This is a genomic window from Rhodococcus sp. GQ147, assembly GCF_059759155.1.
The window spans coordinates 1-21,466 of the sequence record NZ_JCAXDU010000003.1 but is presented as its reverse complement, the minus strand read 5'-3'; the positions used below and the strand labels follow the sequence as shown (position 1 = coordinate 21,466).

Below are 21,466 nucleotides of genomic sequence, written 5' to 3'. Positions count from 1 at the left end.
GCCTACGGTCTCAGGTGGACCGCTCCCGTATCGTCGTTTTTCCACTGAGCGGGAGCGGTCGATGGGGCTGAGCGGGAGCGGGTTACGAGTCCGCGCGGAGGGGGCCTACGCGTCGTCGCGGCGAAGGAACGCGAGCACCGCCGACAGCCACGCCTCGCGCGCCTCGATCATCGTCCAGTGGCCGCAGTTGGGGAAGACGTGGAGCTCGCCGCGGCGCAGTTCGCGCATGGGAAGCATCGCCATGTCGACGGGGCTGACACGGTCGTCGCGACCCCAGGTCAGCAGCACCGGTGCGGTGATCTTGTGGAGCTGCGCCCAGTACGGGGTGGCGTCGGAGGCGGCAGCGGCCTTCGCGCCCGCAGCGAAGGCCGCGGTGCTGTACATGCGTCGGGCGATCTCGAGGGTCTTCGGTTCGGTGGCCAGTGCCCACCGCTCCTCGATGAGTTCCTCGGTGACGATCGCGGGGTCGTAGACCATCGACCGCAGCCAACGGACGAGCTTGTCGCGCGTGGGGTCGTCCGTGAACTCCATGAGCAGCCGGATGCCCTCGCCCGGCGACGGCGCGAAGACCGAACGGCCGGCGCCTCCGATGGTGACGAGCTTCTTCACCCGCTCGGGCTGCGCGATCGCGAACTGCGTCCCGACGATGCCGCCCATCGAGTTCCCGATGATCGACACGCGGTCGAGGCCGAGTCCGTCGAGGAAGTCGGTCACCGCGACCGAGGCCATCGCCATCGGGTGTCCTTCGCACGGGTCGCTCACGCCGAAGCCGGGGAACTCCAGGACGAGGCACCGGTAGTGCTCGGCGAGATCGGCGAGCACACCGCGGTAGTTCCGCCAGCCGGTGACGCCCGGTCCGGAGCCGTGGAGCAGCAGGAGTGGTTCACCCTGACCGGCTTCGTGGTAGCGGAGGGTGCCGCGGTCGGTCGCGAGTTCTCTCGCCGTGTTCTCGAAAGTCGATTCCGTCGTCATGACGAGAAGGTTTCCAGTGATCCACCTCACGCGGCTCGAACGTTCCCGATCACCGGGATGTTCCGCCCGCCGCGGGGCGGTGCGTGATGTTGCCGGCTCCGGCCGTCAGATCCAGCCGTTCGACTGCGTGGCGAGCATTCGCTCCATGACCTGCGGCGACCACGACGCTCCGGACGTGCGTGCGGCGCGATTGCGTCGAGGGGTGTCGAGTTCGGGATAGAGCGCGCGCGAGATCGTGCGGACCGCATCGGCGACCAGCGGCGCGATGCGTTCGAGGTGGCCGGGGCGGGTGGGACCGCACAGGGAGATCGCGGCGACCGGCGATGCAGGGCTGCGGATCGCGGCGCCCGCACAGGACATACCGGCGGTGGCCTCTCCGGTCTCGAAGGCCAGACCGTGGCGACGGCGGATGCGGTTGAGTTCGAGGTGCAGGGTCGACAGATCGGTGATGGTCCGCTCGGTGCGACGCAGCAGTTGCGGGCCGGGGTAGAGGGCATCGACCTGCTCCGGCTCGAGTCCGGCGAGCAGCGCCTTGCCGCCGGCGGTGGCGTAGGCGGGGACACGTCCGCCGACCCGCGACGGCAGTGCCGCGGCGAGCTGGCCGCCGATCTTGTCGAGGTAGACGCAGTCGGGCCCGTCGAGCACAGACAGGTGCGCGACCATCCCGGTGGTCATGTGCAGTTCGTGGAGGAGCGGCGCCGCGGCCTCACGGACGCGGATGTGCCCACTGTCGCCCTCTCCCATGGACTTCGCACGACGGCCGAGGCAATACCCGAACGACGCGTGGTCGATCCAGTCGAGTCGCACCATCTGGTCGAGGATGCGGTGGACCGTCGAGCGCGGAAGCCGGGTGCGGCACGCGACTTCTTCCAGGGTGAGCCGCGACGAGAGATCGTCGAAGGCATCGAGGATGAGGGTCATTCGCTCGACCATCGATGCAGGCAGTTCGCGCTTCGGTGCCTGGGAGACCTGCGTACGTTGCGCCTCGGACATCGTCACCCTTTCTCCGGAATCCGATCACCCACGAAAGCAAGAATTGAAATTGATTCTTGTGAGTGATGCCCAGAGTACAAGGCGAGTGACCTGTCGCACAATTCCCGATCAGCGGACTCGATGCTCCCGCGATCTACGTCCCTCCCCTCGCGCTTCCGCCGGCACGTCTCACTGAGCAGGAGGTCCCTGTCCCGCGGACCGGGCGGTGGGTACAACCTCGGATGTGGGCCGAACCCGCCTGCACCCGTCGCCCGCACGAGCCGAAAGAGTCGAGACCACGATGCCGGATACCGAGTCCCCCCTCTTCCGTCCCCTGACGGTCCGTTCCCTCGAGCTCCGCAACCGCATCGTGATGTCGCCGATGACCCGCTCGCACTCGCCGGGTGGCGTGCCCGGCCGGGATGTCGTGGAGTACTACCGGCGACGCGCCGCGGGCGGCACGGCCCTGATCCTCACCGAGGGCGTCGCGATCGATCACCCGACAGCAGTCGACAATCCCCGCGTGCCACACATGCACGGCGAAGAAGCCCTCGACGGCTGGCGTCGCGTCGTCGACGCGGTTCACGCCGAGGGTGGACGCATCGTCCCCCAGCTCTGGCACGTCGGCCCCCTCTGGGGCGCGATGACCGCAGATGTCGACCCCGACCTCGTCCCCATGCGGCCGTCGGGAGTCTGGGGCGAGCTCGGCGTGACGTCCTACGGCGAGGACTACATCTCCCGGGCCTCAGCGCCCACGCGGGCCATGACCGTGGAGGACATCGAGCAGGTCGTCGCGGCCTATACCGACGCGGCGGCCGCCGCTGCCCGAGTCGGATTCGACGGCATCGCACTGCACGGTGGGCACGGCTATCTGCTCGACGCGTTCCTCTGGGAGGGAACGAATCTCCGCGACGACGAATGGGGCGGCGACCTCGAGCGCCGCACCCGTTTCCCCGCCGCGGTGGTCGCCGCCATCCGCGCGCGCATCGGCGACGACCTGCCGATTTTCTACCGGTTCTCGCAGCACAAGCAACAGAACTACGAAGCCCGGATCGCCCACACCCCGGACGAACTGAAAGCCGTCCTCACCCCATTGAAGGAAGCCGGCGTCGACGTCTTCGACGCGAGCATCCGCCGCTTCGACATGCCGGCCTTCGAAGGCAGCGACCTGACACTCGCAGGCTGGGCCAAGAAGGTCACCGGCGCACATTCGATGGCCGTAGGCAGCGTCGGAATCGCAACGACGTTGCGGGAGAGCCGCCTCCAGGGCAGCGCACCTGTGCGCAACAACGTTCCCGAACTCGAACGACGCCTGGGCGACGACGAGTTCGATCTGATCGCTATCGGTCGGCTCCATCTCGCCGACCCGTCGCTCGCGACGACCCTTCGCAACGGCGCGGAACTGCCCGAGTTCGACCGCGCAGTACACGAGGCCGCGCTCATCTGACGCATCAAAATCGTTCTCGCTCAGCGAGATAGAACAGCGTGACAGCCCTCACCTGCGATACCAAGTGATCCGAGCCACTCCCATTCGTGGGGCAGGAAACACGGCCCGCGATCGGGCCGCCGAGAGTCTGGAATGCGCTTTGACGTCCTACGCCAATGACTTCTCCCAGCCGGAATCCGCAACGCCGAAGGGGCGGAGCCGGTTCGACCGGCAGCAGCCGGTATGGGTGATCGTGTCGGTCCTGATCGCCGTCGAGATCATCAGTGCGTTCGAAACATCGATGATGTTCGCCGCGATCCCGACGTTGATCGTCGAATTCGACAGCAACGCATCGACGGTCGGATGGGCGGTGACGGCCTTCCTCCTCGTCTCGGCCGCCTCGGCCGCCGTGTGCGGCCGGCTCGGCGACATGTACGGCCGGGAACGGATCCTGATGGTCCTGCTCGCCGTCGCGGCGCTCGGCTCGATGGTCAGCGCCCTCGGTGACAGCCTCACCAGCATCATCATCGGCCGCGCGATCCAAGGTGTGGCCGCTGCGATCCTGCCGCTGTGCATCGGGCTGGCGCGCGAGCATCTTCCCGCTTCCCGCGTTCCCGTTGCCGTCGCACTGATCTCCGGCTCGGCGGTCGCCGCCGGTTCGGCGTCGCTGCTCGTCGCCGGTCTGCTGATCGACAACGCCAGCTGGCACATGATCTTCGTCGTCGCCGCCGTGTACGCGATCTTCGCCCTGCTGCTCGTCTGGTTCGTCCTCCCGTGGCGCCGGCCCACCGGGACCTCCGAGAAGATCGACTACATCGGTGCGGTCACCTTCGCCGGCGCGGTCGCCGCGATCCTGCTCGGCGTCAACAAGTCCCAGTCATGGGGCTGGTCGGACCCGCGGACCCTCGGTCTCATCCTGGGCGGGGTCGTCGCTCTGGTCCTGCTCGTGCGGTGGGAACTGCGCACACCCTCCCCCATCATCAACGTGCGCCTGTTCGCCGACCGCAAGTTCTCGCTCACGATGCTGGCCACCGTCGCGATCGCGGTGGGACCGCTGGGCGTGGTCACCATGATCATTCCGATCATCATGCAGACGCCGTCCACCGGCGACTTCGGCCTGGGCCTGAGCGCGACGCACGCGGGTTGGCTCTCGTTCATCGGCTCCCTGTTCGGATTCGTCTGCACTCCGCTGAGCGGCCGGATCTCCGCCGCGGTGGGTTCACGCGCGTCGATGCTGCTCGGTACCGCCCTGTTCATCGTCGGCGTCGTCGTCATGCTCACCGCGCACCACTCCGTGGTGGCCATGACCGCGATGGTCGTCGTGGTGTCGGTCGCGACCGCCTTCGCCTACACGGCGATTCCGAACCTGATCGTCGAGTCCGTGCCCGAGCACAACACCAGCGAGACGACCGGCACGAACGCCGTGCTGCGTACCGCGGGTCAGGGTGTCGGAACGTCGATCGCGACCATGCTGCTCGCGTTCGCTGCGACCCCACTCGCGGGAATCAACATGGTCGGCGGCATGCTCATCGCGCTCTCCGTGGTGACCATCGGGATCACCTTGCTGATCCCACGCAGCGTGCGCACCGCCTGATCCGAACGCCCGTCTCCTCCCGTGTCCCGATTACCGGGAGGAGACGGGCGTCGGCGTCCGTCGGCGTTCTACGGTGATCCGATCGAGAAGTATTCGTATCGAAGGGAACCACTGCGATGACAGCCGTTGAGACACCGGTCGGTTCACGCTCCGTCGTACTGACCGTCGGTGCAGTCGTCCAGGAAACCGCCGACGCCGTTTCGCTGGTTTTCGACGTGCCAGAAGAGCGCCGCGCGGGCTTCGCCTACAAACCGGGACAGTTCCTCACCCTGCGCATCCCGAGCGATCGGACCGGTTCCGTGGCACGGTGCTACTCGCTCGCGAGCTCCCCCCACACCGGCGAGCCTCTCAAGGTCACCGTCAAGCGCACCGCCGACGGATACGGATCGAACTGGCTGTGCGACAACATCACTGCAGGGCAAACCCTCGAGGTGCTGCCCCCGGCGGGCGTGTTCACTCCGGTCGATCTCACCGAGAAACTCGCACTGTTCGCCGGAGGCAGCGGTATCACGCCGGTGTTGTCCATCCTCGAGTCGGCTCTCCACAGCGGCAATCGCAACGTGGTGCTCGTCTACGGCAACCGCGACGAGAAGTCCGTCATCTTCGCCGAGAGGCTGCGCGAACTCGCCGCCCGGCACGCCACTGCCCTCACCGTCGTGCACTGGCTCGAGAGCGTGCAGGGCCTGCCGACGCCGCAGCAGCTCGCGACCCTGGTCTCTACCTTCGCCGATCACCGCGCGTACATGTGCGGACCCGGGCCGTTCATGGATACCGTCCGCGAAGGCCTGCTGCTGGCCGGCGTCCCGAAGGACCGCATCCACGCCGAGGTCTTCACCTCCCTGTCCGGCGATCCGTTCGCCGACGTACCTGCCGTCGAGATCGACGAGTCGGACACCGACGCCGCCTCCGTGACGGTGCAGCTCGACGGCGAGGAACACGACCTCGTCTGGCCGCGCAGCGCGACTCTCGTGGACATCATGCTCTCGAAGGGCCTGGACGTGCCCTACTCGTGCCGGGAAGGCGAGTGCGGGTCGTGCGCGTGCACCGTCGTCGAAGGCGACGTCGACACCCCGCCGTCCGCGATCCTCGACGAGGAGGACATCGCCAACGGATACGTCCTCGCGTGCCAGGCCAAGCCGAAAAGCAAGCACGTGCGCATCGACTTCTGACCCCCGACAATGAAGCGTCCCCGGCTGCCGTTCCGCAGCCGGGGACGAGTCGTAGAGGAAGCGGCAGAGCTCAGCGGTTCAGGAGCGCTCGCATCGCGGCAGCCGCGCCTCGGACGAGCTTGTCGCGCGGGAATCCGCTGCGCTTGACCGCAGCCTCGTAGTTGCCGCCGGCGACCCACACGGGACCGTCCTGGAGGCGTTCGAGACCTTCACGCGCAACGTCTTCCGGCTCGGCGACGAGCATCCCCGGGATGTCGAAGTTCAGGCCCGCGCGCACCATCGCCGGGGTGCGGGTGACACCGAGTACCAGTTCGACCACGTGCACGCCGTGCGGTGCGAGCTCGAGCCACAGACTTTCGGCGAAGACGCGGCTGAACGCCTTCGAGGCCGCGTAGATGCTCTGGTGTTCGGCACCCATGTAGCCGGAGAGCGACCCGAGCAGCATGATGCCACCGCGCCCGCGCTCTTTCATCGGTCCACCGAACAGGTGCGACAACTCGATCTGCCGGTGGACGTTGAGTTCGATCACGCCGCGGAACCCATCGAGGTCGCCGGTGACGAACTCGTGGCCGTAGCTGTTCGCGCCGGCGTTGAAGATGAACAGGCCGACCTCGATGTCCTCGGTCGCCTTGCGGATCTCTTCCACGGCATCGTCGTCGAGCAGATCCAGCGCGAGGGTGCGCACCTGCACCCCGTTGCTCCGTGCCTTGTCCGCCGTCTCCTGCAGTGGGCCCGGCTTACGCGCGATGAGCACGAGATCGAAACCCGCGCGGCTCAATTCGTCGGCGAATGCCGCGCCGACGCCTTCGGAGCCACCGGCGATGACGGCCCACGGGCCATAGTACGAGCGGTCGAGATCGAGGGTTTCGGCCATCACTGGTCCTTCGGGAGGTAGTCGGAAGCTGAAGAGGTCACTGCACGATGGGGGCTCGGATCGGAGTGTCGTCGAAGACCTCGATGACCCCGGAAGCAGCCGCCTTGGCGATCGCGGCGTCGAGATGCGAACACGACATCCAGGGCGCGCCGGGTCGCCCGTCGCGCCCGTCGTCGTCCTGCACGACAGGGCAACGACGGCGCGCATCGGTGTTCCACTGGATGGACGTGTGCTCCCAGCTGTTCTTCTGGACGAGCACCTGCGCGGCGCATTCGCCGCAGCGCAACGGTTCCATCCGGTTCTGCATGTCTTTGGCTCCTAGCCCGTCGTGGTGGACTGCTGCGCGCCTGCCTGCTCGTCGAGGGCTGCCTTGCGGGCAAGGTTCTCCTCGACCTCCTTCATCCACGCGGCCACCGGGCGAGTGGTGTCCATCTCGAACTCGAAGCGGTCGGTCATCTCCTGCGCAACGTCCTCGACATCGACATAGAACTGCTCGTACCAGCGCCGCAGCTGGTAGACGGGGCCGTCCTCCTCGCACAGGAGCGGGTTGTCGATGCGGGTCTTGTTGCGCCAGATTTCGATGTCCTGCTCGAAGCCCTTCGCGATGAAGTTCCCGAACTGCTGGGCGGTCTGCAGCGCCTCCTCCCCCTCGAGGCGGTCGGACTTCTTGACGATCATGCCGTACATCAGGACGAACTTGTCCTGGGACACCGGGTAGTGGCAGTTGATGAGGACCGACTCGACGTCGTAACCCTCGTACTGGTAAACGAGATCGTCGATCATGAAGGACGGTCCGAAGTAGCTCGCGTCGGAGCGGCTTCCGAGCATCTTCGGCTGTCCGTCCGCGTGCGGACGAGCGTCCATACGAGCCTGACCCCGCATGAACTGGCTGGCCACGTGGCCTTCGAAGACGTTCTTGAAGTAGACCGGGAAGGAGTAGTGCACGTAGAAGAAGTGCGCCATGTCGACGATGTTGTCGATGATCTCGCGGCAGTTCGTATCGACCTCGGTGGTGTACCAGACCCAGTCGGTCCACTCGTCGCTCGTGGCGCCCTCGATGTGCGGGATGGTCACGTCCGCGGGCGGCGGGTTCCCCTGGGGGTCGTGCCACACGAAGAGCATGCCGTCCTGGTCGAGAGTGTGCCACGCGCGGGTCTTGGCGATCGGAGGAACACGCCGCGCGTACGGGATGTTCTTGCAGCGCCCGTTGCCGCCCCAGCGCCAGTCGTGGAACGGACACGCGATCTCGTCGCCCTTGACCGTGCCCTGGCTGAGATCCCCACCCATGTGCCGGCAGTACGCGTCGAGGATCTTGATCTCGTCGTTGCTGTCGGCCCACACCACGAGCTTGGTCCCGAATGCCTCGATCGAGTGCGGCTTGCCGTCCTTGAAGTCCTTCGACAGGCCGAGGCAGTGCCAGCCCCGGGCGAAGCGGGCGGGAGCCGACCCGGCGACGATCTCGCGGATCTCGGATTGTTCGGAAGTGCCGATGCTCACGGTCGTCCGTCCTTTCGGGAGGGAAGCGTTGAGGAGGTCAGGCGGCGGAGTCCGCTGGAGCATTCCGTCGCGATACGACCGAAACGCTAGGTGATCGGTATCACCCCTGATGAGGCCATCTCACTGGTCGAGACCTTCCGATGTCGTGAGACCGGGCCGGACCGCGATCATGCGACCGGCGCAGGTTCGGGGGTCGGCAACAGGGCCGCCCGGCCGTTGGCCACGAACTCCCGCTCGATGCGTGTGCGTTCCGCGTCGCCGAGCAGGACGTACTCGGAGGTCCGTCGGACACGCACGTAGACCGTGTCTGGGGTGTTCCACGCGACCGCCCGCAGCGGGGCTTTGTTCACCTTGTTGCTGCCCGTCAGCGGGATCTGCGCGGTGACGCGCACGAATCGCGGCCACCACTTGTCTCCCATGTCGGGCTGCTCGGCGAGGGTCGCCCCGAACACCGCCGGGTCGAACTCCGCGCCGGGCTCGAGTTCGACGGCGCACATGACCTGATCCCCGGTCGTGGGATCGGGCACGGCGAAGACCGGGGCGGACAGGATGCCCGGCACCCGCAGGATGATGCGCTCGACGGGAGTGGCGGAGAAGTTCTCGCTGTCGACGCGAAGCCAGTCGGAGGATCTTCCGGCGAAGTAGAAGAAGCCGTTCTCGTCGCGGTACCCGAGGTCCCCCGACCAGAAGTCGTCGCCCTTGACCCGATCGGCCATCGCCTCGGGATTCTTGTAGTAGCCCTCGAAGGTGTGGGCGGCACCGCACGCGACGATCTGTCCGACGGCGTCACTGTTGAGGAGGCGACCGGTCTCGTCGAAACGGGCGCGGGGGCACTCCTGCCCGGTGTCCTCGTCGAAGATCCGGACATCGACGCCTCCGACGGCGACCCCGAGCGATCCGGTCGGGGTGTCGGGGGTGCGGTTGATGCGGAAGACGCCTTCGCTCATCCCGTAGCCTTCGACGACCGTGCAGCCGAAGCGTTCGGAAAAGCGGGCCACGTCGGCTTCGGATGCCTCGGTGCCGAACGCGAGTTCGAGGGTGCTCGCGCGGTCGCGGGGGTCTTCCGGCCGGCTGAGGATGTACGACAGGGCCCGGCCCACGTAGTTGACGAAAGTGGCGCCGTAGCGGTGGATGTCGTCGGAGAACCGGCTCGCGGAGAACCTCCGGATCATGCAGACGGTCGCGCCGGCCCGCATGGCCGTGCCGAGGTTGAGCATGAGTGCGTTTCCGTGGAAGAGCGGCATGCACAGATAGGCGACCGAATCCTCGCGCATGCCAACACGTTCGGTGAGCGGACCGAGGAGGCGTGCGAGCCGGCCCTGGCCGACGATCACGGCCTTCGGAGCGCCGGTGGAACCGGAACTGAACAGCAACAATGCGATGTCGTCGGTGGACGGGATCGTCTCCGGCAGATCCGCACCGCGGAACGGCGCGAGGAACTCCGCGTAGCGATCGTCGTCGATGTCGAGGATGCGGTCGGCCGGCAGTCCGTGGCCGGTGTCCTCGAGCAGATGGGCGAGGCGGGATTCGGTGACGACGAGGTCGATGTCCGCGTGCGCGATGTCGCGGGCGATCTCGGGGCCGCTGCGGCTGGCGTTGATGCCCACGACGGCTGCTCCGGCCAGGGCACCGGCGCCGATCCAGAAGACGAAGTCCGGGACGTTCTCGAGCAGCACCCCGATGTGGCGCTGCCGATCTGCGGGAGCAGGCACGGTCGCGACGATCGCGGCGGCACGATCGGCGCTTTCCTGAACCACCTCGCCCCAGGTCCACTGCTGGTCCTCGAAACGCAACCCTACCTTCGGGTCACCGTGACGAGCGCGCACTACTTCTGCGAACGTGTCCAAGTCTTTCCTCCAGACGGTTGTGGCGATCAAGCAAAAACGGCGCGACCGCCGGACAGGACGGCGCCGGTCGCCGTGACGACGTCGAACCGGACGTCCACTGCGTCACCCCAGGCGCGGACCTGTGCCGCATCGCCGGGGAAGACGGGGGCCGCGAAGCGCCCGAACAGCGTCTTCAGGTCGGCGGGGTGCCCTCCGAGCATGTCGGCCAGAGGCAGGGTCGCGGCCGCCAGCGTGCACAGGCCGTGCAGGATGGGGCGGGGTTGTCCGATGCGCGCCGCAGCCTCGGGATCGATGTGGATGTGGTGCCGGTCGCCGGTCAGCCGGTAAAGCGCCGCCTGGTCGGCGCGTGTGGCGAGCGTGCCGACCACGTCGGCATCCCCCTCCGGCGCGGACGGCGCCGACGGTCCGCGCTCGCCGCCGAAACCTCCCGCTCCCGGTGCGAACAACGACCACGTCGCGATGAAGAACTCGCTCTCGACGACGACCTCGAACACCGCTGCCCGGCCCTTGTCCCAGACCTCACCGACGCGCGCCGACATCGCGATCTCCCCGGAGCGTGGCAACGGTGCGAGCACCTCGAGGCTCTGGGAACCGTGGAGCGCGGTGGCCGTGTCGAAGGCACCGAGCGCACCGAGCGCATCCGGTGCCCACTGGGCCAGCGTCAGGGCGAACGTCGGCAACACCCGCAGCCGGTCCTCGAACACGAGATCGAGGTCCGCCGCGCCGGCGCCCACCGCGAGCGCGTACAGGATCGCGTCCCGCTCGTCGTAGCGGATCGTGCGGGCACCCAGGTCGTGGCCTCGCCACTGCGCGGGCGTCGGCGTCGTTGCGGTCATTCGTCTTCGGTCCTTTCTCACAGGGGCGCCGGGCGGCGGCCCGACGGAGACAGGACCTCGCTTTTCCACAGACGCCCAGGTCACAGGCTAGGGAGAGCGATGGTGACCGTCACCGCCCGTCCCACTCACCGGTACATTCGAAGTCGGGGTGACCCGTCGTGAGATTCTGGCGGTACGCACTCGATGGAGGAGGGGACGTCCGTGAAGCGTGCAGGGGCACCGGTGGGATACAGGCGATGACCATCCCCTCCGATCCCTCCCATTTCCTCGATCAGCTGGTATCGCGACTCACCGGTCCGGGTGGCGAGTTCGAGATCGTCGTGCAGGACGTCCTGGGCACCGAGATACCCGTCATGCGCAGACGCGACGTCGCCGTGGCGGATCTGCTCTCGCAGTCCCTCGCCTGGGGCGACCGCGAGTATCTGGTCACGACCGATCAGCGGATCACCTTCGCCCGGAACGCGCGCATGTCGTACGCCCTCGCCGCGGCGCTCCACGAGCGGTACGGGGTTGGCGTGGGCGACCGGGTCGCGATCCTGTCGGCGAACCGGCCCGAGTGGGTCACCGCCTTCTGGGCGACGCAGGCCCTCGGTGCGATCTCGGTGGGCCTGAACGCGTGGTGGGTGCAACCGGAACTCGAATTCGGTATCCGTCATTCGCGACCCCGGGTGCTCTTCGTCGACGGTCCGCGCGCTGCGGCCGTGGCCGGCATCGACCGTGCGCAGACGGTGGTGCTGTCGATCGAGGAGGATCTACCGCGCCTCATCGCCGAATTCGACGGCGCGCAGCCGCCGTCCCCGAGAGTCGCCGAGGACGATCCGGCCGTCCTCCTGTACACCTCGGGCACGAGCGGGGATCCGAAGGGTGCGTTGCACTCGCAGCGGAATCTGCTGGCAGTGGTCGACTACCACCGGTACCTCGACGCGATCGCGACGATCTGGACCGGCGGCACATACGACCGGTCCGCACCATCGGACTCCCGCTATCTGCTGACGTCCTCACTGTTCCACATCACGAGCCTGCACAACACGATCGTGCCGCGCCTGGCCACCGGCAGCACCGTGGTGATGAACCAGGGCTGGTACGGCGTGCGTCCCGTGCTCGAACTCATCGAGGCGGAACAGGTCACCCACTGGATGGCCGTGCCGTCGATGGCGGCGCGGATGCTCGAGGACGAAGATCTCGACAGATACGACCTCACCTCGCTGAGCCGGTTCACCCTGTCCTCGGAACCTTCGACGCCGGAGTTCAAACAACTTCTGCGCGAAGGGCTTCCGTTCGGCAAGCACGCCATGGTCGACAGTTACACCATCACCGAGTGCAGCACGTCGATCGCTGTGGCCTCCGCCGCCGAACTCGAGGAGTTCCCCGGCACGGTGGGCGCGCCGATCATCACGGTGAGCCTCGAGATCCGGGATCAGAGCGGCGCCTGGCTGCCCGACGGCCGCGTGGGCGAGGTGTGTGTGCGCAGCCCCTTCGTCATGCTCGGCTACTGGGACGACGAGGCGGCGACCGCCGAGGCGATCACTCCCGACCGCTGGTTGCGCACAGGTGATTTCGGCGTGGTCGAGAACGGCCGTCTGCGTCTGGTGGGCCGGCGCGCCGACCTCATCCACCAGAACGGCGAGAACGTCTACCCGTCGGAGGTCGAGCGCGTCCTGGCCCTGCACCCGGCGGTCCGCGAATGCATGGTGACCGGCGCGCCCCACCCGGAATGGGGCCAGGAGGTGGCTGCGGTGGTCGTGCTCGTCGAAGGCTCCACGGTCACCGTCGAGGAATTGACGACCTTCGCATCCGAGCGTCTCGCCTACTTCAAGGTGCCGACGCAATGGACGCTGACGTGCAACCTGTTGCCGCGCAACGCCACCGGGAAGATCATCCGCAAGGGCTGGCGCGACACCCACGGCCACTGGTGACGACGGATCTGCACATCTACGGCCGGAGCAGGCGCTGCAGGGCGTCGCGGAGCGTTTCCTGTTCGAGCACGGGGTCGAAGGACGTCTCGGCGGCGACGACGCCGAGGTAGCCGTCGAGCAAAGCCTGTAGCCAGGTGACGAGCCGATCCGCGGGCAGGTCGGTCCGGATCTCTCCGGCCTGCTGCGCGAGCCGCACCCAGGGAAACAATCCGTCGCGCAGCGCGCGGGCGTCGCGGTCGAGAGCAGCCGCGATCTCCGGCCGGGTCATCACAGCCCCGACCGCTCGGACGAAGCCGGCCGTACGGGGATCCGACGCATCCTCTGCTGCCCGAACGGCGTATTCGTCGAGTACACGGGTGGCGTCGGTTCGCCCGCTCTGCGCCTCGAACCACGCCACGCTTTCGGCTGTGCCCAGTTCGAGAACGGCCACCATCAGCGACAGTTTCGTGGGGAAGTAGTGGAAGAAGGTTCCGGACCCGATGCGGGCCTCGCGGCAGATCGCGGCCGTGGTCGTGCCGTCGTAGCCGTGTCGGGCGAAGCAGGTCAGAGCTGCGTCGATGATCCCGAGGCGGCGCGCCTCGTGCCGGACCGGATCGACCGTACGTGCCATGTCCCCGGCTCCCTGGATGCCATTGATGGAGTGTCCGCTCTATTATTACTGTATGCCGAAGACTTCGGAGCGCTGGCTGCTCACCTGGGAGAGCGCCGAGCACGCCGTGGAAATCGACGATGCCGGGCTGGGCCGCAGGATCACCTGGACGATCGACGGCGAGGAGATCGCCACGAAGAAGACCTCCGACGACAAGGTCGTCCTCGACGGGCACGAACGCGGCGCGATCGCCGTCAGGCTCCCCACCTTCATCGGACCGGCCCGACGAGTCACCTGGTGGGACGGCGACACCGAACTCGGTGCGGCAGCAGCCGCCCTCACCGGCATCGGCGGGGTCGACCTCGACCCCGAGCCCGGATCCAAGGCGGCTGTTCGCGAGGAATGGATCCGGGCGCACCCCCGGAAATACGCCGCCCAGCGCACGGCGGTCGCCGTAGCCGGGGTCGCCGTGCCGCTGATCGTGCTCTGGCTGCTCGCACAGATCCCGATCCCCGAAATCGATTGGCCCGACTGGGATATCAACATTTCCTGGCCGGACATTCCGTGGCCCGACATTCCGTGGCCGACCATCTCCCTGCCGGAATTCTCCCTGTTCGACTTCACCGTGCCCGAGTGGGTGAAGGCCGTCGCAGACAAGGCGAAGTACGTCTGGCCGGTCGTGCTCGCGGCCGTCCTCGCGAACCGGGAGGTCGCGCGCCGCCGGCGCCAGGACGAGCGCAAGCGGCAGACCGACGACCCCCCGACCGACTCGGAGGACTGAGCTCAGCTGAGGCGTTCGAGCACCATCGCCATGCCCTGACCCCCACCGACGCACATCGTCTCGACGCCGAACTGCTTGTCGTGGGTCTGCAGGTTGTTGATGAGTGTCGCGGTGATGCGGGCACCGGTCATCCCGAAGGGGTGACCGAGCGCGATCGCACCGCCCGAGACGTTGAGCTTGTCCTCGTCGATCTTCAGCTCACGCGCCGAACCGAGCACCTGCACGGCGAACGCCTCGTTGATCTCGAACAGGTCGATGTCGTCGATGCCCATGTTCGCGTTGGCGAGAGCCTTGCGGGTCGCGTCGATCGGTCCGAGACCCATGATCTCCGGCGACAAGCCCGAGACACCGGTGGAGACGATGCGCGCGAGCGGGGTCAGTCCGAGTTCCTTCGCCTTCGTGTCGGACATGATCACCAGAGCGGCCGCACCGTCGTTGAGCGGGCACGCGTTGCCGGCGGTCACCGTGCCGTCCGGGCGGAAGACCGGCTTGAGCTGACTGACGGCCTCGTAGTTGGTGCCCGGACGCGGACCGTCGTCGGTGCTGACGACCGTGCCGTCGGCGAGGGTCACCGGAGTGATCTCCCGCTCGAAGAAGCCGCTCTTGATGGCTTCCTCGGCGCGGTTGTGCGAGCGCACGCCCCAGCGGTCCTGGTCCTCGCGCGAGATGCCGGTGTGGGACGCGACGTTCTCGGCGGTCTGTCCCATCGCGACGTAGACGTCGGGGAGCAGACCCTCGGTGCGCGGGTCGGTCCACGGCACTCCGCCTTCGGCGAGCTTGGCGGTACGCGCCTGGGCGTCGTCGAACAGCGGGTTCTTGGTGTCGGGCAGACCGTCGGCGTTGCCGGTCACGAAGCTCGACACCGATTCGACGCCGGCGGAGACGAACACGTCGCCCTCGCCGGCCTTGATGGCGTGCAGCGCCATGCGGGTGGTCTGCAGCGACGACGAGCAGTACCGGTTGACGGTCACGCCGGGAAGGAAGTCGTAGCCGAGTTGCACCGCGACCACGCGGGCGATGTTGAAGCCGGACTGTCCGGCGGGCTGGCCGCAGCCGAGCATGAGGTCGTCGATCTCGGTGGGATCGAGATCGGGGACCTTCGCGAGCGCTGCAGCGACCATCTGGGTCGCCAGGTCGTCCGGGCGGATCGACGCGAGCGAGCCCTTGCGTGCTCGCCCGATCGGCGACCGTACTGCGGACACGATTACTGCTTCGGGCATCTTCTCTCCTCGATGATCGGTCGTACTTCGACCCTACGGCCCTTCGACCCTCTGGGTCCGGCGGCTATCCTGTGCTAACTTACCAAGCAATCGCTTGGTTCGGTACAGACGTTAGGAACATGCCATGGGCATCACCTCGACCTCCGACAGCGCCGGTATCACCACGGTCACCGTCGACTTCCCGCCCGTGAACGCTCTCCCCTCACAGGCCTGGTTCGACCTGGCCGAGGCCGTGACCACGGCCGGGCGCAGTCTCGACACCCACGCGGTGATCCTGCGCGCCGAGGGCAGAGGCTTCAACGCGGGTGTGGACATCAAGGAAATGCAGGCCACCGAAAGGTTCGACGCCCTGATCGCCGCCAACCACGGGTGTGCCGCGGCATTCGCCGCCGTCTACGACTGCGAGGTACCGGTCATCGTCGCCGTCAACGGCTTCTGCGTCGGAGGCGGCATCGGCCTCGTCGGCAACGCGGACGTCATCGTCGCCTCCGACGACGCCGTCTTCGGCCTGCCCGAGGTCGACCGCGGTGCACTGGGCGCCGCAACGCATCTCGCGCGCCTCGTCCCCCAGCACATGATGCGCACCCTCTACTACACGGCGCAGAACGTCACCGCGCAGCAGCTCGAGCACTTCGGCTCGGTGTACAAGGTCGTGCCGCGCAGCGAACTCGACGCCGCCGCACGCGAGGTCGCCGAGATGATCGCCGCGAAGGACACCCGCGTCATCCGCCGTGCGAAGGAAGCCATCAACCGCATCGACCCCGTCGACGTGAAGACGAGCTACCGCCTCGAGCAGGGCTTCACCTTCGAGTTGAATCTCGCCGGCATCGCCGACGAGCACCGCGACGAGTTCGTCGCAACAGGAAAGCCGCGCAGCAACAGCTGACGCCTCACACCACCAGGAGTTCGGAACACCATGCGTGACAAGAGAATGTCGCTCGACGACGTGGTCGGCGAGCTGCGCAGCGGAATGACCATCGGCCTCGGCGGCTGGGGATCGCGCCGCAAGCCCATGGCCCTCGTGCGGGCCATCCTCCGTTCGGACGTGAAGGATCTGACCGTCGTCACCTACGGCGGTCCCGATCTGGGCCTGCTGTGTTCGGCGGGCAAGGTGAAGAAGGCGTACTACGGATTCGTCTCGCTCGACTCGGCACCGTTCTACGACCCGTGGTTCTCCAAGGCCCGCACGGGCGGCGAGATCATCGCCCGTGAGATGGACGAGGGCATGATCAAGTGCGGCCTGGAAGCCGCCGCCGCGCGCCTGCCGTTCCTGCCCCTCCGCGCGGGCCTGGGTTCGGCCGTGGTCGACTTCTGGGAGGGTGAACTGAAGACCGTCACCTCGCCGTATCCCGGACCGGACGGCACCGAGACCCTCATCGCCATGCCGGCGCTGAACCTCGACGCGTCGTTCGTGCACCTCAACATCGGCGACAAGCACGGCAACTCCGGTTACCAGGGCGTGGACCCCTACTTCGACGACCTCTACTGCATGGCCGCCGAACGTCGCTACGTCTCCGTCGAGAAGATCGTCGAGACCGAGCAGCTCGTGAAAGAGGTTCCGCTGCAGCAGCTCCTGCTCAACCGCATGATGGTCGACGGAATCGTCGAAGCACCGAACGGGGCGCACTTCACCCTCGCGGGCGACAGCTACGGCCGCGACGAGAAGTTCCAGCGCCACTACGCCGAGTCCGCCAAGGACCCCGAGGCATGGCAGGCATTCGTCGACCGCTTCCTCTCGGGCAGCGAGGACGACTACCAGGCCGCAGTCCAGAAGTTCGCACAGGAGCAGGCATGACCACCACCGAGACCGTGACCCGCGCCGAGTACTGCGCCATCGCATGCGCCGACATCTTCTCGGGTGCCGGCGAGATCATGGCGAGCCCGATGGCGACACTGCCGCAGATCGGTGCACGCCTGGCCAAGCTCACCACCGAGCCCGACCTGCTGATCACCGACGGTGAAGCACTCATCCTCGCCGACGTCCCGGCCCTCGGCGCGAAGGCACCGATCGAGGGCTGGATGCCCTTCCGCAAGGTGTTCGACGTCGTCGCCTCGGGCCGCCGCCACGTGGTGATGGGCGCCAACCAGATCGACCGGTACGGCAACCAGAACCTGTCGGCCTTCGGTCCACTCCAGCAGCCGACACGCCAGATGTTCGGTGTGCGCGGCGCTCCCGGCAACACGATCAACCACGCGACCAGCTACTGGGTCGGCAAGCACTCCTCGCGCGTCTTCGTCGACACGGTCGATATCGTCTCGGGTGTCGGATACGACAAGGTCGATCCCGAGAACCCGGCGTACCGCTTCCTGGACATCGCGCGGGTCGTCACCAACCTCGGTGTCTTCGACTTCGGCGGTCCCGACCACACCTTCCGGGCGCTCTCGTTGCACCCGGGTGTCGAGGCGTCCACCGTCGCGGAGAACACCTCCTTCGAGGTCGCCGGCCTGGACGAGGCGGGCGTGACCCGCGAGCCGACCTTCGAGGAACTGCGTCTGATCCGCGAGGTGATCGACCCCAAGGGTCTGCGCGACCGCGAGGTCTCGCTGTGACCGTCCTGCGCACCGCCCTGACCGACCTGGTGGGGATCGAGCACCCGATCGTTCAGACGGGCATGGGATGGGTCTCCGGTCCCCGCCTGACCGCCGCGACGTCGAACGCCGGTGGTCTCGGCATCCTCGCCTCGGCGACGATGACCTACGCCGAACTCGAAGCGGCGGTCGCGAAGACCAAGTCGCTGACCGGCAAGCCGTTCGGCGTCAACATCCGCGCCGACGCCTCGGACGCCGGTGAGCGCATCGACCTGCTGATCCGCGAGAAGGTCAAGGTCGCGTCGTTCGCCCTCGCACCGAAGAAGGAGCTGATCGCCAAGCTCAAGGATCACGGCATCGTCGTCGTGCCGTCGATCGGTGCTGCCAAGCACGCCGTGAAGGTCGCCTCGTGGGGCGCCGACGCGGTGATCGTGCAGGGCGGCGAGGGCGGTGGCCACACCGGTCCCGTCGCGACAACCCTGCTGCTGCCGAGTGTCCTCGACGCCGTCGACATCCCCGTCGTCGCCGCCGGTGGCTTCTTCGACGGTCGTGGGCTCGCCGCCGCGCTGTCCTACGGCGCGGCCGGCATCGCGATGGGCACTCGGTTCCTGCTCACGAGCGACAGTGCTGTTCCCGATTCGGTGAAGCAGCAGTACCTTTCGCGGGGACTGCAGGACACCACGGTGTCACTCAAGGTCGACGGCATGCCGCACCGGGTCCTGAACACCGACCTGGTGAACAGCCTCGAGAAGTCCACCTACGCGAAGGGACTGCTCGCGGCCGCGCGGAACGCGACGAAGTTCAAGTCGATGACGGGCATGAAGTGGTCGACCATCGTCAAGGACGGCCTCGCCATGAAGAAGGCGAGCGACCGCACCTGGCAGCAGATCATCATGGCCGCCAACACCCCCATGCTCCTCAAGGCCGGTCTCGTGGAAGGCAACACCGAAGCCGGTGTGCTCGCCTCGGGCCAGGTCGTCGGCATGCTCGACGACCTGCCGAGCTGCCAGGAACTGATCGACCGCATCGTCGCCGAGGCAGTCGAGCGCATCGACGCCCTCTCCGCCCTGCGCGATCAGGGGCGTCCCGCCGCCTGATTCCGATTCCCAGCAGATCGAGACCGGTGTTGTTGTCGAGTTTCCGCGAGAAATCGACAACAACACCGGTCTCGATCGGTTCCGACGTGCGCAGACTCCGCCGCGCGTCGCCGGACACAGGCGCTGGGTCGTTCACGATGCCTCCCGCGGTCCGGAAAATCGACCCCACTCCGCCGAAGCCCAAGCCATGGCCCGGTCAGGAAGATTCCCGATACCGCGTGACAACAGTTCGCCGCTGTTTCAGTGAATTGCGCTCGGCACGGAGCCAGGCAGGGGTATCAGTGTCCCGTTGCGCACGGCACAGGCGCGGTCGACGAGAGTCAGCCGGCTCAGGTCGTGAGTGACCATCACGATCGCCACATCCCGATCCCGGCTCAGATCGGCGAGCAGGGCCACGACCTCGCGGCTGCGGTTCTCGTCGAGGGCCGAGGTGGGCTCGTCGACGAGCAACACCGAGGGGTCGTTCATCAGTCCTCGCGCGATCGCAACCCGTTGCCGTTGCCCTCCCGACAGTTGGTGGGGACGCCGGTCCAGGTGCCCGTCGAGACCCAATGAACACAACAGGTCCGTGGCACGGGCACGACTCTCGCGGACCGAGTCGCCCGCGAGATGGGACATCATCTGCAGTTGTTCGACTGCGGTCAACGAGGGCAGCAGGTTCGACTGCTGGAACACGAATCCGAGCTTCTCGCGTCGCACGGTCGTGCGCTCGTCACGGTCCAGTCCCGTCATGTCGCTGCCGTCGATAACGACACGACCCGAATCGGGGGTGATGAGAAGGCCGGCGACAGCGAGCAGGCTCGATTTGCCGGACCCGGACGGACCGGTCACAGCCACGAATTCGCCGCGTCGGACCTCGAAATCCACGTCGTCGAGGACGCGTCGATGCCCGTCACCGTCGGGATAGCTGAGGACGATGTTGCGTAAGCAGATACTCATGTCGAAGTCCTTCGTTCTCGGTAGATGACTCATCGAGCGGCTGCAAGGGCAGCGAGCGGGTCGACCTTGGCGATACGGACCAGGGAAGCAGCCGCGCCGATCATGCCCGTCACAACGAGGGCGAGGAACGGAACCACGGTGGTGGACATCGTGAGCGAGAACGGAACCGACTGCGAGGCTGCCGTTCCGAGACCGGCTGCGGCCAGGGCTCCAAGTCCGGATCCGAGTACCAGCACGATCGAGCTCTGCCCGAGTGCGTCCTGGAGCAGATAGCGGGTGGAGGCACCGACAGCCTTGAGCACAGCGAGGTCCTGGCCGCGCTGGATGGTCCATACCGTGAAGAAGGCCCCGACGACCAAGGCGCTGACGATCATCAGCATCGTCTGCATCAACAGCAGCGATCCACGCTCGGAGGTGTACGACCCGATCGCGTTCAGCGCACCGCGGCCGTCGGTGACGGCCGTCCCGGTCGCCTCACCGACAGAATCGGCGTCGAACCCTGCGGAGGTCCGCAATGCAACGACGGTGCCGTCACTGCCACCGGCCGACGGCAGTGACATCCATGCGTCGTGGTCCATCCAGACCACGGGCTGATGACTGTAGAACGAGTCGTCGACCAGAGCGGTGATGGTGAATACCTTTCCGCTCATCGAAATCCGGGTTCCGTTCGTCCATCCGTTGTCATTGGCGAGGTCGGCGTCCACGGCTACCGAGCCGGCACCGAGCACGACCGGAGCGGCGAAAGAATGCCCGTCGACGCCGAACGCAGAAGCGGCAACTTCTCGACCGTCGACGCTGATCCGAGCGGGTGCCACCCCGATGATCGACGCAGCATCGACACCGTCGGCCTCCGCAAGTTCCGCATACTGCCGCGTCGTCACGGTCGACTCGGCGAACGAGACCGAGCGGCCATCGGGGGGAGCACCGAATGCGAAGTGGTCGGCGCCGATGTTCTCGATCGCAGCGATAGACCGATTACCCAGTCCGGAGGTCAGCCCCGACAGCGTGACCACCATCAGCGAAATGAGGAACAGGGCCGAGGTCATCAGCGTGAAGCGACCTTTGGCGAACCGGAGATCACGGAAAGCGAGGAACATGCATCTCAGTGTCGTGCAAGGCAACATTCCCGGCATCGCGCATTGGTTGGGTTCGCTGATCCATCGAAAGTTGGAGGTCGTCGATCGGTGCGGTCGACGGCATAGTGCGGT

General features: G+C 67.0%; 20 protein-coding genes. 9 read left to right on the top strand and 11 right to left on the bottom strand.

Annotated features, from left to right (window positions below; all coding sequences use genetic code 11):
- Nucleotides 1–105: 105 nt before the first annotated feature.
- Both AC6CID_RS04540 and AC6CID_RS04535 read right to left on the bottom strand, forming a co-directional pair.
- Nucleotides 106–972 carry an alpha/beta fold hydrolase gene (locus AC6CID_RS04540; protein ID WP_019290122.1) on the bottom strand — a complete coding sequence of 289 codons (867 nt, stop codon included), beginning with the start codon at nt 970–972 and terminating at the stop codon, nt 106–108.
- Nucleotides 973–1,077: 105 nt separating this feature from the next.
- The gene (locus AC6CID_RS04535; protein WP_374107763.1) at nt 1,078–1,971 is read right to left on the bottom strand and encodes an IclR family transcriptional regulator; all 894 of its coding nucleotides are present in this window, start codon (nt 1,969–1,971) and stop codon (nt 1,078–1,080) included.
- A gap of 274 nt (nt 1,972–2,245) precedes the next feature.
- On the opposite strand from AC6CID_RS04535, the gene AC6CID_RS04530 reads away from it, so the two are divergent.
- The 3 genes from AC6CID_RS04530 (at nt 2,246) to AC6CID_RS04520 (ending at nt 6,133) form a co-directional block, all read left to right on the top strand.
- Nucleotides 2,246–3,391 (top strand): oxidoreductase, encoded by a 1,146-nt coding sequence (locus AC6CID_RS04530; RefSeq protein WP_220666501.1) that lies wholly within the window; start codon nt 2,246–2,248, stop codon nt 3,389–3,391.
- A gap of 226 nt (nt 3,392–3,617) precedes the next feature.
- Entirely contained in the window at nt 3,618–4,964 is a 1,347-nt protein-coding gene (locus AC6CID_RS04525) for an MFS transporter (RefSeq protein WP_498353692.1), read from the top strand.
- A gap of 116 nt (nt 4,965–5,080) precedes the next feature.
- On the top strand, nt 5,081–6,133 hold the full coding sequence (locus AC6CID_RS04520; RefSeq protein ID WP_220666500.1) for a ferredoxin--NADP reductase: 1,053 nt from the start codon (nt 5,081–5,083) through the stop codon (nt 6,131–6,133).
- A gap of 70 nt (nt 6,134–6,203) precedes the next feature.
- Here AC6CID_RS04520 and AC6CID_RS04515 read toward each other — a convergent pair whose 3' ends face one another.
- The 5 genes from AC6CID_RS04515 to AC6CID_RS04495 all read right to left on the bottom strand — a co-directional run bounded on the left by AC6CID_RS04515 (nt 6,204) and on the right by AC6CID_RS04495 (nt 11,187).
- Nucleotides 6,204–7,007: an SDR family NAD(P)-dependent oxidoreductase gene (locus AC6CID_RS04515; RefSeq protein WP_006551944.1), complete on the bottom strand. Its 804-nt coding sequence runs from the start codon at nt 7,005–7,007 to the stop codon at nt 6,204–6,206.
- A 37-nt stretch (nt 7,008–7,044) separates the two neighbouring features.
- Nucleotides 7,045–7,314 carry a hypothetical protein gene (locus tag AC6CID_RS04510; protein WP_006551945.1) on the bottom strand — a complete coding sequence of 90 codons (270 nt, stop codon included), beginning with the start codon at nt 7,312–7,314 and terminating at the stop codon, nt 7,045–7,047.
- An 11-nt stretch (nt 7,315–7,325) separates the two neighbouring features.
- A complete protein-coding gene (locus AC6CID_RS04505) occupies nt 7,326–8,504 on the bottom strand; it encodes a 3-ketosteroid-9-alpha-monooxygenase, oxygenase component (protein ID WP_006551946.1) in 1,179 nt (392 codons plus the stop codon).
- A 167-nt stretch (nt 8,505–8,671) separates the two neighbouring features.
- Entirely contained in the window at nt 8,672–10,351 is a 1,680-nt protein-coding gene (locus AC6CID_RS04500; RefSeq protein ID WP_064061686.1) for an AMP-binding protein, read from the bottom strand.
- 26 nt (nt 10,352–10,377) lie between these two features.
- A complete protein-coding gene (locus tag AC6CID_RS04495) occupies nt 10,378–11,187 on the bottom strand; it encodes a MaoC/PaaZ C-terminal domain-containing protein (RefSeq protein ID WP_039583877.1) in 810 nt (269 codons plus the stop codon).
- Between the two features lie 236 nt (nt 11,188–11,423).
- On the opposite strand from AC6CID_RS04495, the gene casG reads away from it, so the two are divergent.
- A complete protein-coding gene (casG, locus tag AC6CID_RS04490) occupies nt 11,424–13,103 on the top strand; it encodes a steroid-24-oyl-CoA synthetase (RefSeq protein WP_498353629.1) in 1,680 nt (559 codons plus the stop codon).
- A 16-nt stretch (nt 13,104–13,119) separates the two neighbouring features.
- Here the strand turns inward: casG and AC6CID_RS04485 are convergent, their stop codons facing one another.
- Complete coding sequence (locus AC6CID_RS04485; protein WP_200359353.1) at nt 13,120–13,713, bottom strand: TetR/AcrR family transcriptional regulator; 594 nt, start codon at nt 13,711–13,713, stop codon at nt 13,120–13,122.
- A gap of 52 nt (nt 13,714–13,765) precedes the next feature.
- Between AC6CID_RS04485 and AC6CID_RS04480 the strand changes: the two genes are divergently transcribed.
- A complete protein-coding gene (locus AC6CID_RS04480; protein ID WP_498353628.1) occupies nt 13,766–14,473 on the top strand; it encodes a hypothetical protein in 708 nt (235 codons plus the stop codon).
- Nucleotides 14,474–14,475: 2 nt separating this feature from the next.
- Here AC6CID_RS04480 and AC6CID_RS04475 read toward each other — a convergent pair whose 3' ends face one another.
- On the bottom strand, nt 14,476–15,693 hold the full coding sequence (locus tag AC6CID_RS04475) for an acetyl-CoA C-acetyltransferase (protein ID WP_006550414.1): 1,218 nt from the start codon (nt 15,691–15,693) through the stop codon (nt 14,476–14,478).
- 124 nt (nt 15,694–15,817) lie between these two features.
- Here AC6CID_RS04475 and echA20 point away from each other — a divergent pair, with 124 nt between their 5' ends.
- The 4 genes from echA20 to AC6CID_RS04455 are packed head-to-tail and all read left to right on the top strand — an operon-like array spanning nt 15,818 to nt 19,319.
- The gene (gene echA20 / locus AC6CID_RS04470; protein WP_498353627.1) at nt 15,818–16,579 is read left to right on the top strand and encodes a (7aS)-7a-methyl-1,5-dioxo-2,3,5,6,7,7a-hexahydro-1H-indene-carboxyl-CoA hydrolase; all 762 of its coding nucleotides are present in this window, start codon (nt 15,818–15,820) and stop codon (nt 16,577–16,579) included.
- Nucleotides 16,580–16,609: 30 nt separating this feature from the next.
- On the top strand, nt 16,610–17,488 hold the full coding sequence (locus AC6CID_RS04465) for a CoA transferase subunit A (RefSeq protein ID WP_024102906.1): 879 nt from the start codon (nt 16,610–16,612) through the stop codon (nt 17,486–17,488).
- Nucleotides 17,485–18,243 carry a cholesterol ring-cleaving hydrolase subunit IpdB gene (gene ipdB / locus AC6CID_RS04460; protein WP_024102905.1) on the top strand — a complete coding sequence of 253 codons (759 nt, stop codon included), beginning with the start codon at nt 17,485–17,487 and terminating at the stop codon, nt 18,241–18,243. The genes AC6CID_RS04465 and ipdB overlap by 4 nt, the downstream gene beginning before the upstream one ends.
- Complete coding sequence (locus AC6CID_RS04455) at nt 18,240–19,319, top strand: NAD(P)H-dependent flavin oxidoreductase (RefSeq protein ID WP_006550419.1); 1,080 nt, start codon at nt 18,240–18,242, stop codon at nt 19,317–19,319. The genes ipdB and AC6CID_RS04455 overlap by 4 nt, the downstream gene beginning before the upstream one ends.
- Before the next feature lie 240 nt (nt 19,320–19,559).
- Here AC6CID_RS04455 and AC6CID_RS04450 read toward each other — a convergent pair whose 3' ends face one another.
- Entirely contained in the window at nt 19,560–20,258 is a 699-nt protein-coding gene (locus tag AC6CID_RS04450; protein ID WP_019290135.1) for an ABC transporter ATP-binding protein, read from the bottom strand.
- Between the two features lie 29 nt (nt 20,259–20,287).
- Nucleotides 20,288–21,355: an ABC transporter permease gene (locus AC6CID_RS04445; protein WP_094979508.1), complete on the bottom strand. Its 1,068-nt coding sequence runs from the start codon at nt 21,353–21,355 to the stop codon at nt 20,288–20,290.
- Between the last annotated feature and the right edge of the window lie 111 nt (nt 21,356–21,466).

Bases quoted from the DNA above. Each gene is read 5' to 3' on its own strand.
- AC6CID_RS04540 (WP_019290122.1), bottom strand. From the start codon at position 972: ATGACGACGGAATCGACTTTCGAGAACACGGCGAGAGAACTCGCGACC.
- AC6CID_RS04530 (WP_220666501.1), top strand. From the start codon at position 2,246: ATGCCGGATACCGAGTCCCCCCTCTTCCGTCCCCTGACGGTCCGTTCC.
- AC6CID_RS04520 (WP_220666500.1), top strand. From the start codon at position 5,081: ATGACAGCCGTTGAGACACCGGTCGGTTCACGCTCCGTCGTACTGACC.
- AC6CID_RS04515 (WP_006551944.1), bottom strand. From the start codon at position 7,007: ATGGCCGAAACCCTCGATCTCGACCGCTCGTACTATGGCCCGTGGGCC.
- AC6CID_RS04510 (WP_006551945.1), bottom strand. From the start codon at position 7,314: ATGCAGAACCGGATGGAACCGTTGCGCTGCGGCGAATGCGCCGCGCAG.
- AC6CID_RS04495 (WP_039583877.1), bottom strand. From the start codon at position 11,187: ATGACCGCAACGACGCCGACGCCCGCGCAGTGGCGAGGCCACGACCTG.
- casG (WP_498353629.1), top strand. From the start codon at position 11,424: ATGACCATCCCCTCCGATCCCTCCCATTTCCTCGATCAGCTGGTATCG.
- AC6CID_RS04485 (WP_200359353.1), bottom strand. From the start codon at position 13,713: ATGGCACGTACGGTCGATCCGGTCCGGCACGAGGCGCGCCGCCTCGGG.
- AC6CID_RS04480 (WP_498353628.1), top strand. From the start codon at position 13,766: ATGCCGAAGACTTCGGAGCGCTGGCTGCTCACCTGGGAGAGCGCCGAG.
- AC6CID_RS04475 (WP_006550414.1), bottom strand. From the start codon at position 15,693: ATGCCCGAAGCAGTAATCGTGTCCGCAGTACGGTCGCCGATCGGGCGA.
- echA20 (WP_498353627.1), top strand. From the start codon at position 15,818: ATGGGCATCACCTCGACCTCCGACAGCGCCGGTATCACCACGGTCACC.
- AC6CID_RS04465 (WP_024102906.1), top strand. From the start codon at position 16,610: ATGCGTGACAAGAGAATGTCGCTCGACGACGTGGTCGGCGAGCTGCGC.
- ipdB (WP_024102905.1), top strand. From the start codon at position 17,485: ATGACCACCACCGAGACCGTGACCCGCGCCGAGTACTGCGCCATCGCA.
- AC6CID_RS04450 (WP_019290135.1), bottom strand. From the start codon at position 20,258: ATGAGTATCTGCTTACGCAACATCGTCCTCAGCTATCCCGACGGTGAC.
- AC6CID_RS04445 (WP_094979508.1), bottom strand. From the start codon at position 21,355: ATGTTCCTCGCTTTCCGTGATCTCCGGTTCGCCAAAGGTCGCTTCACG.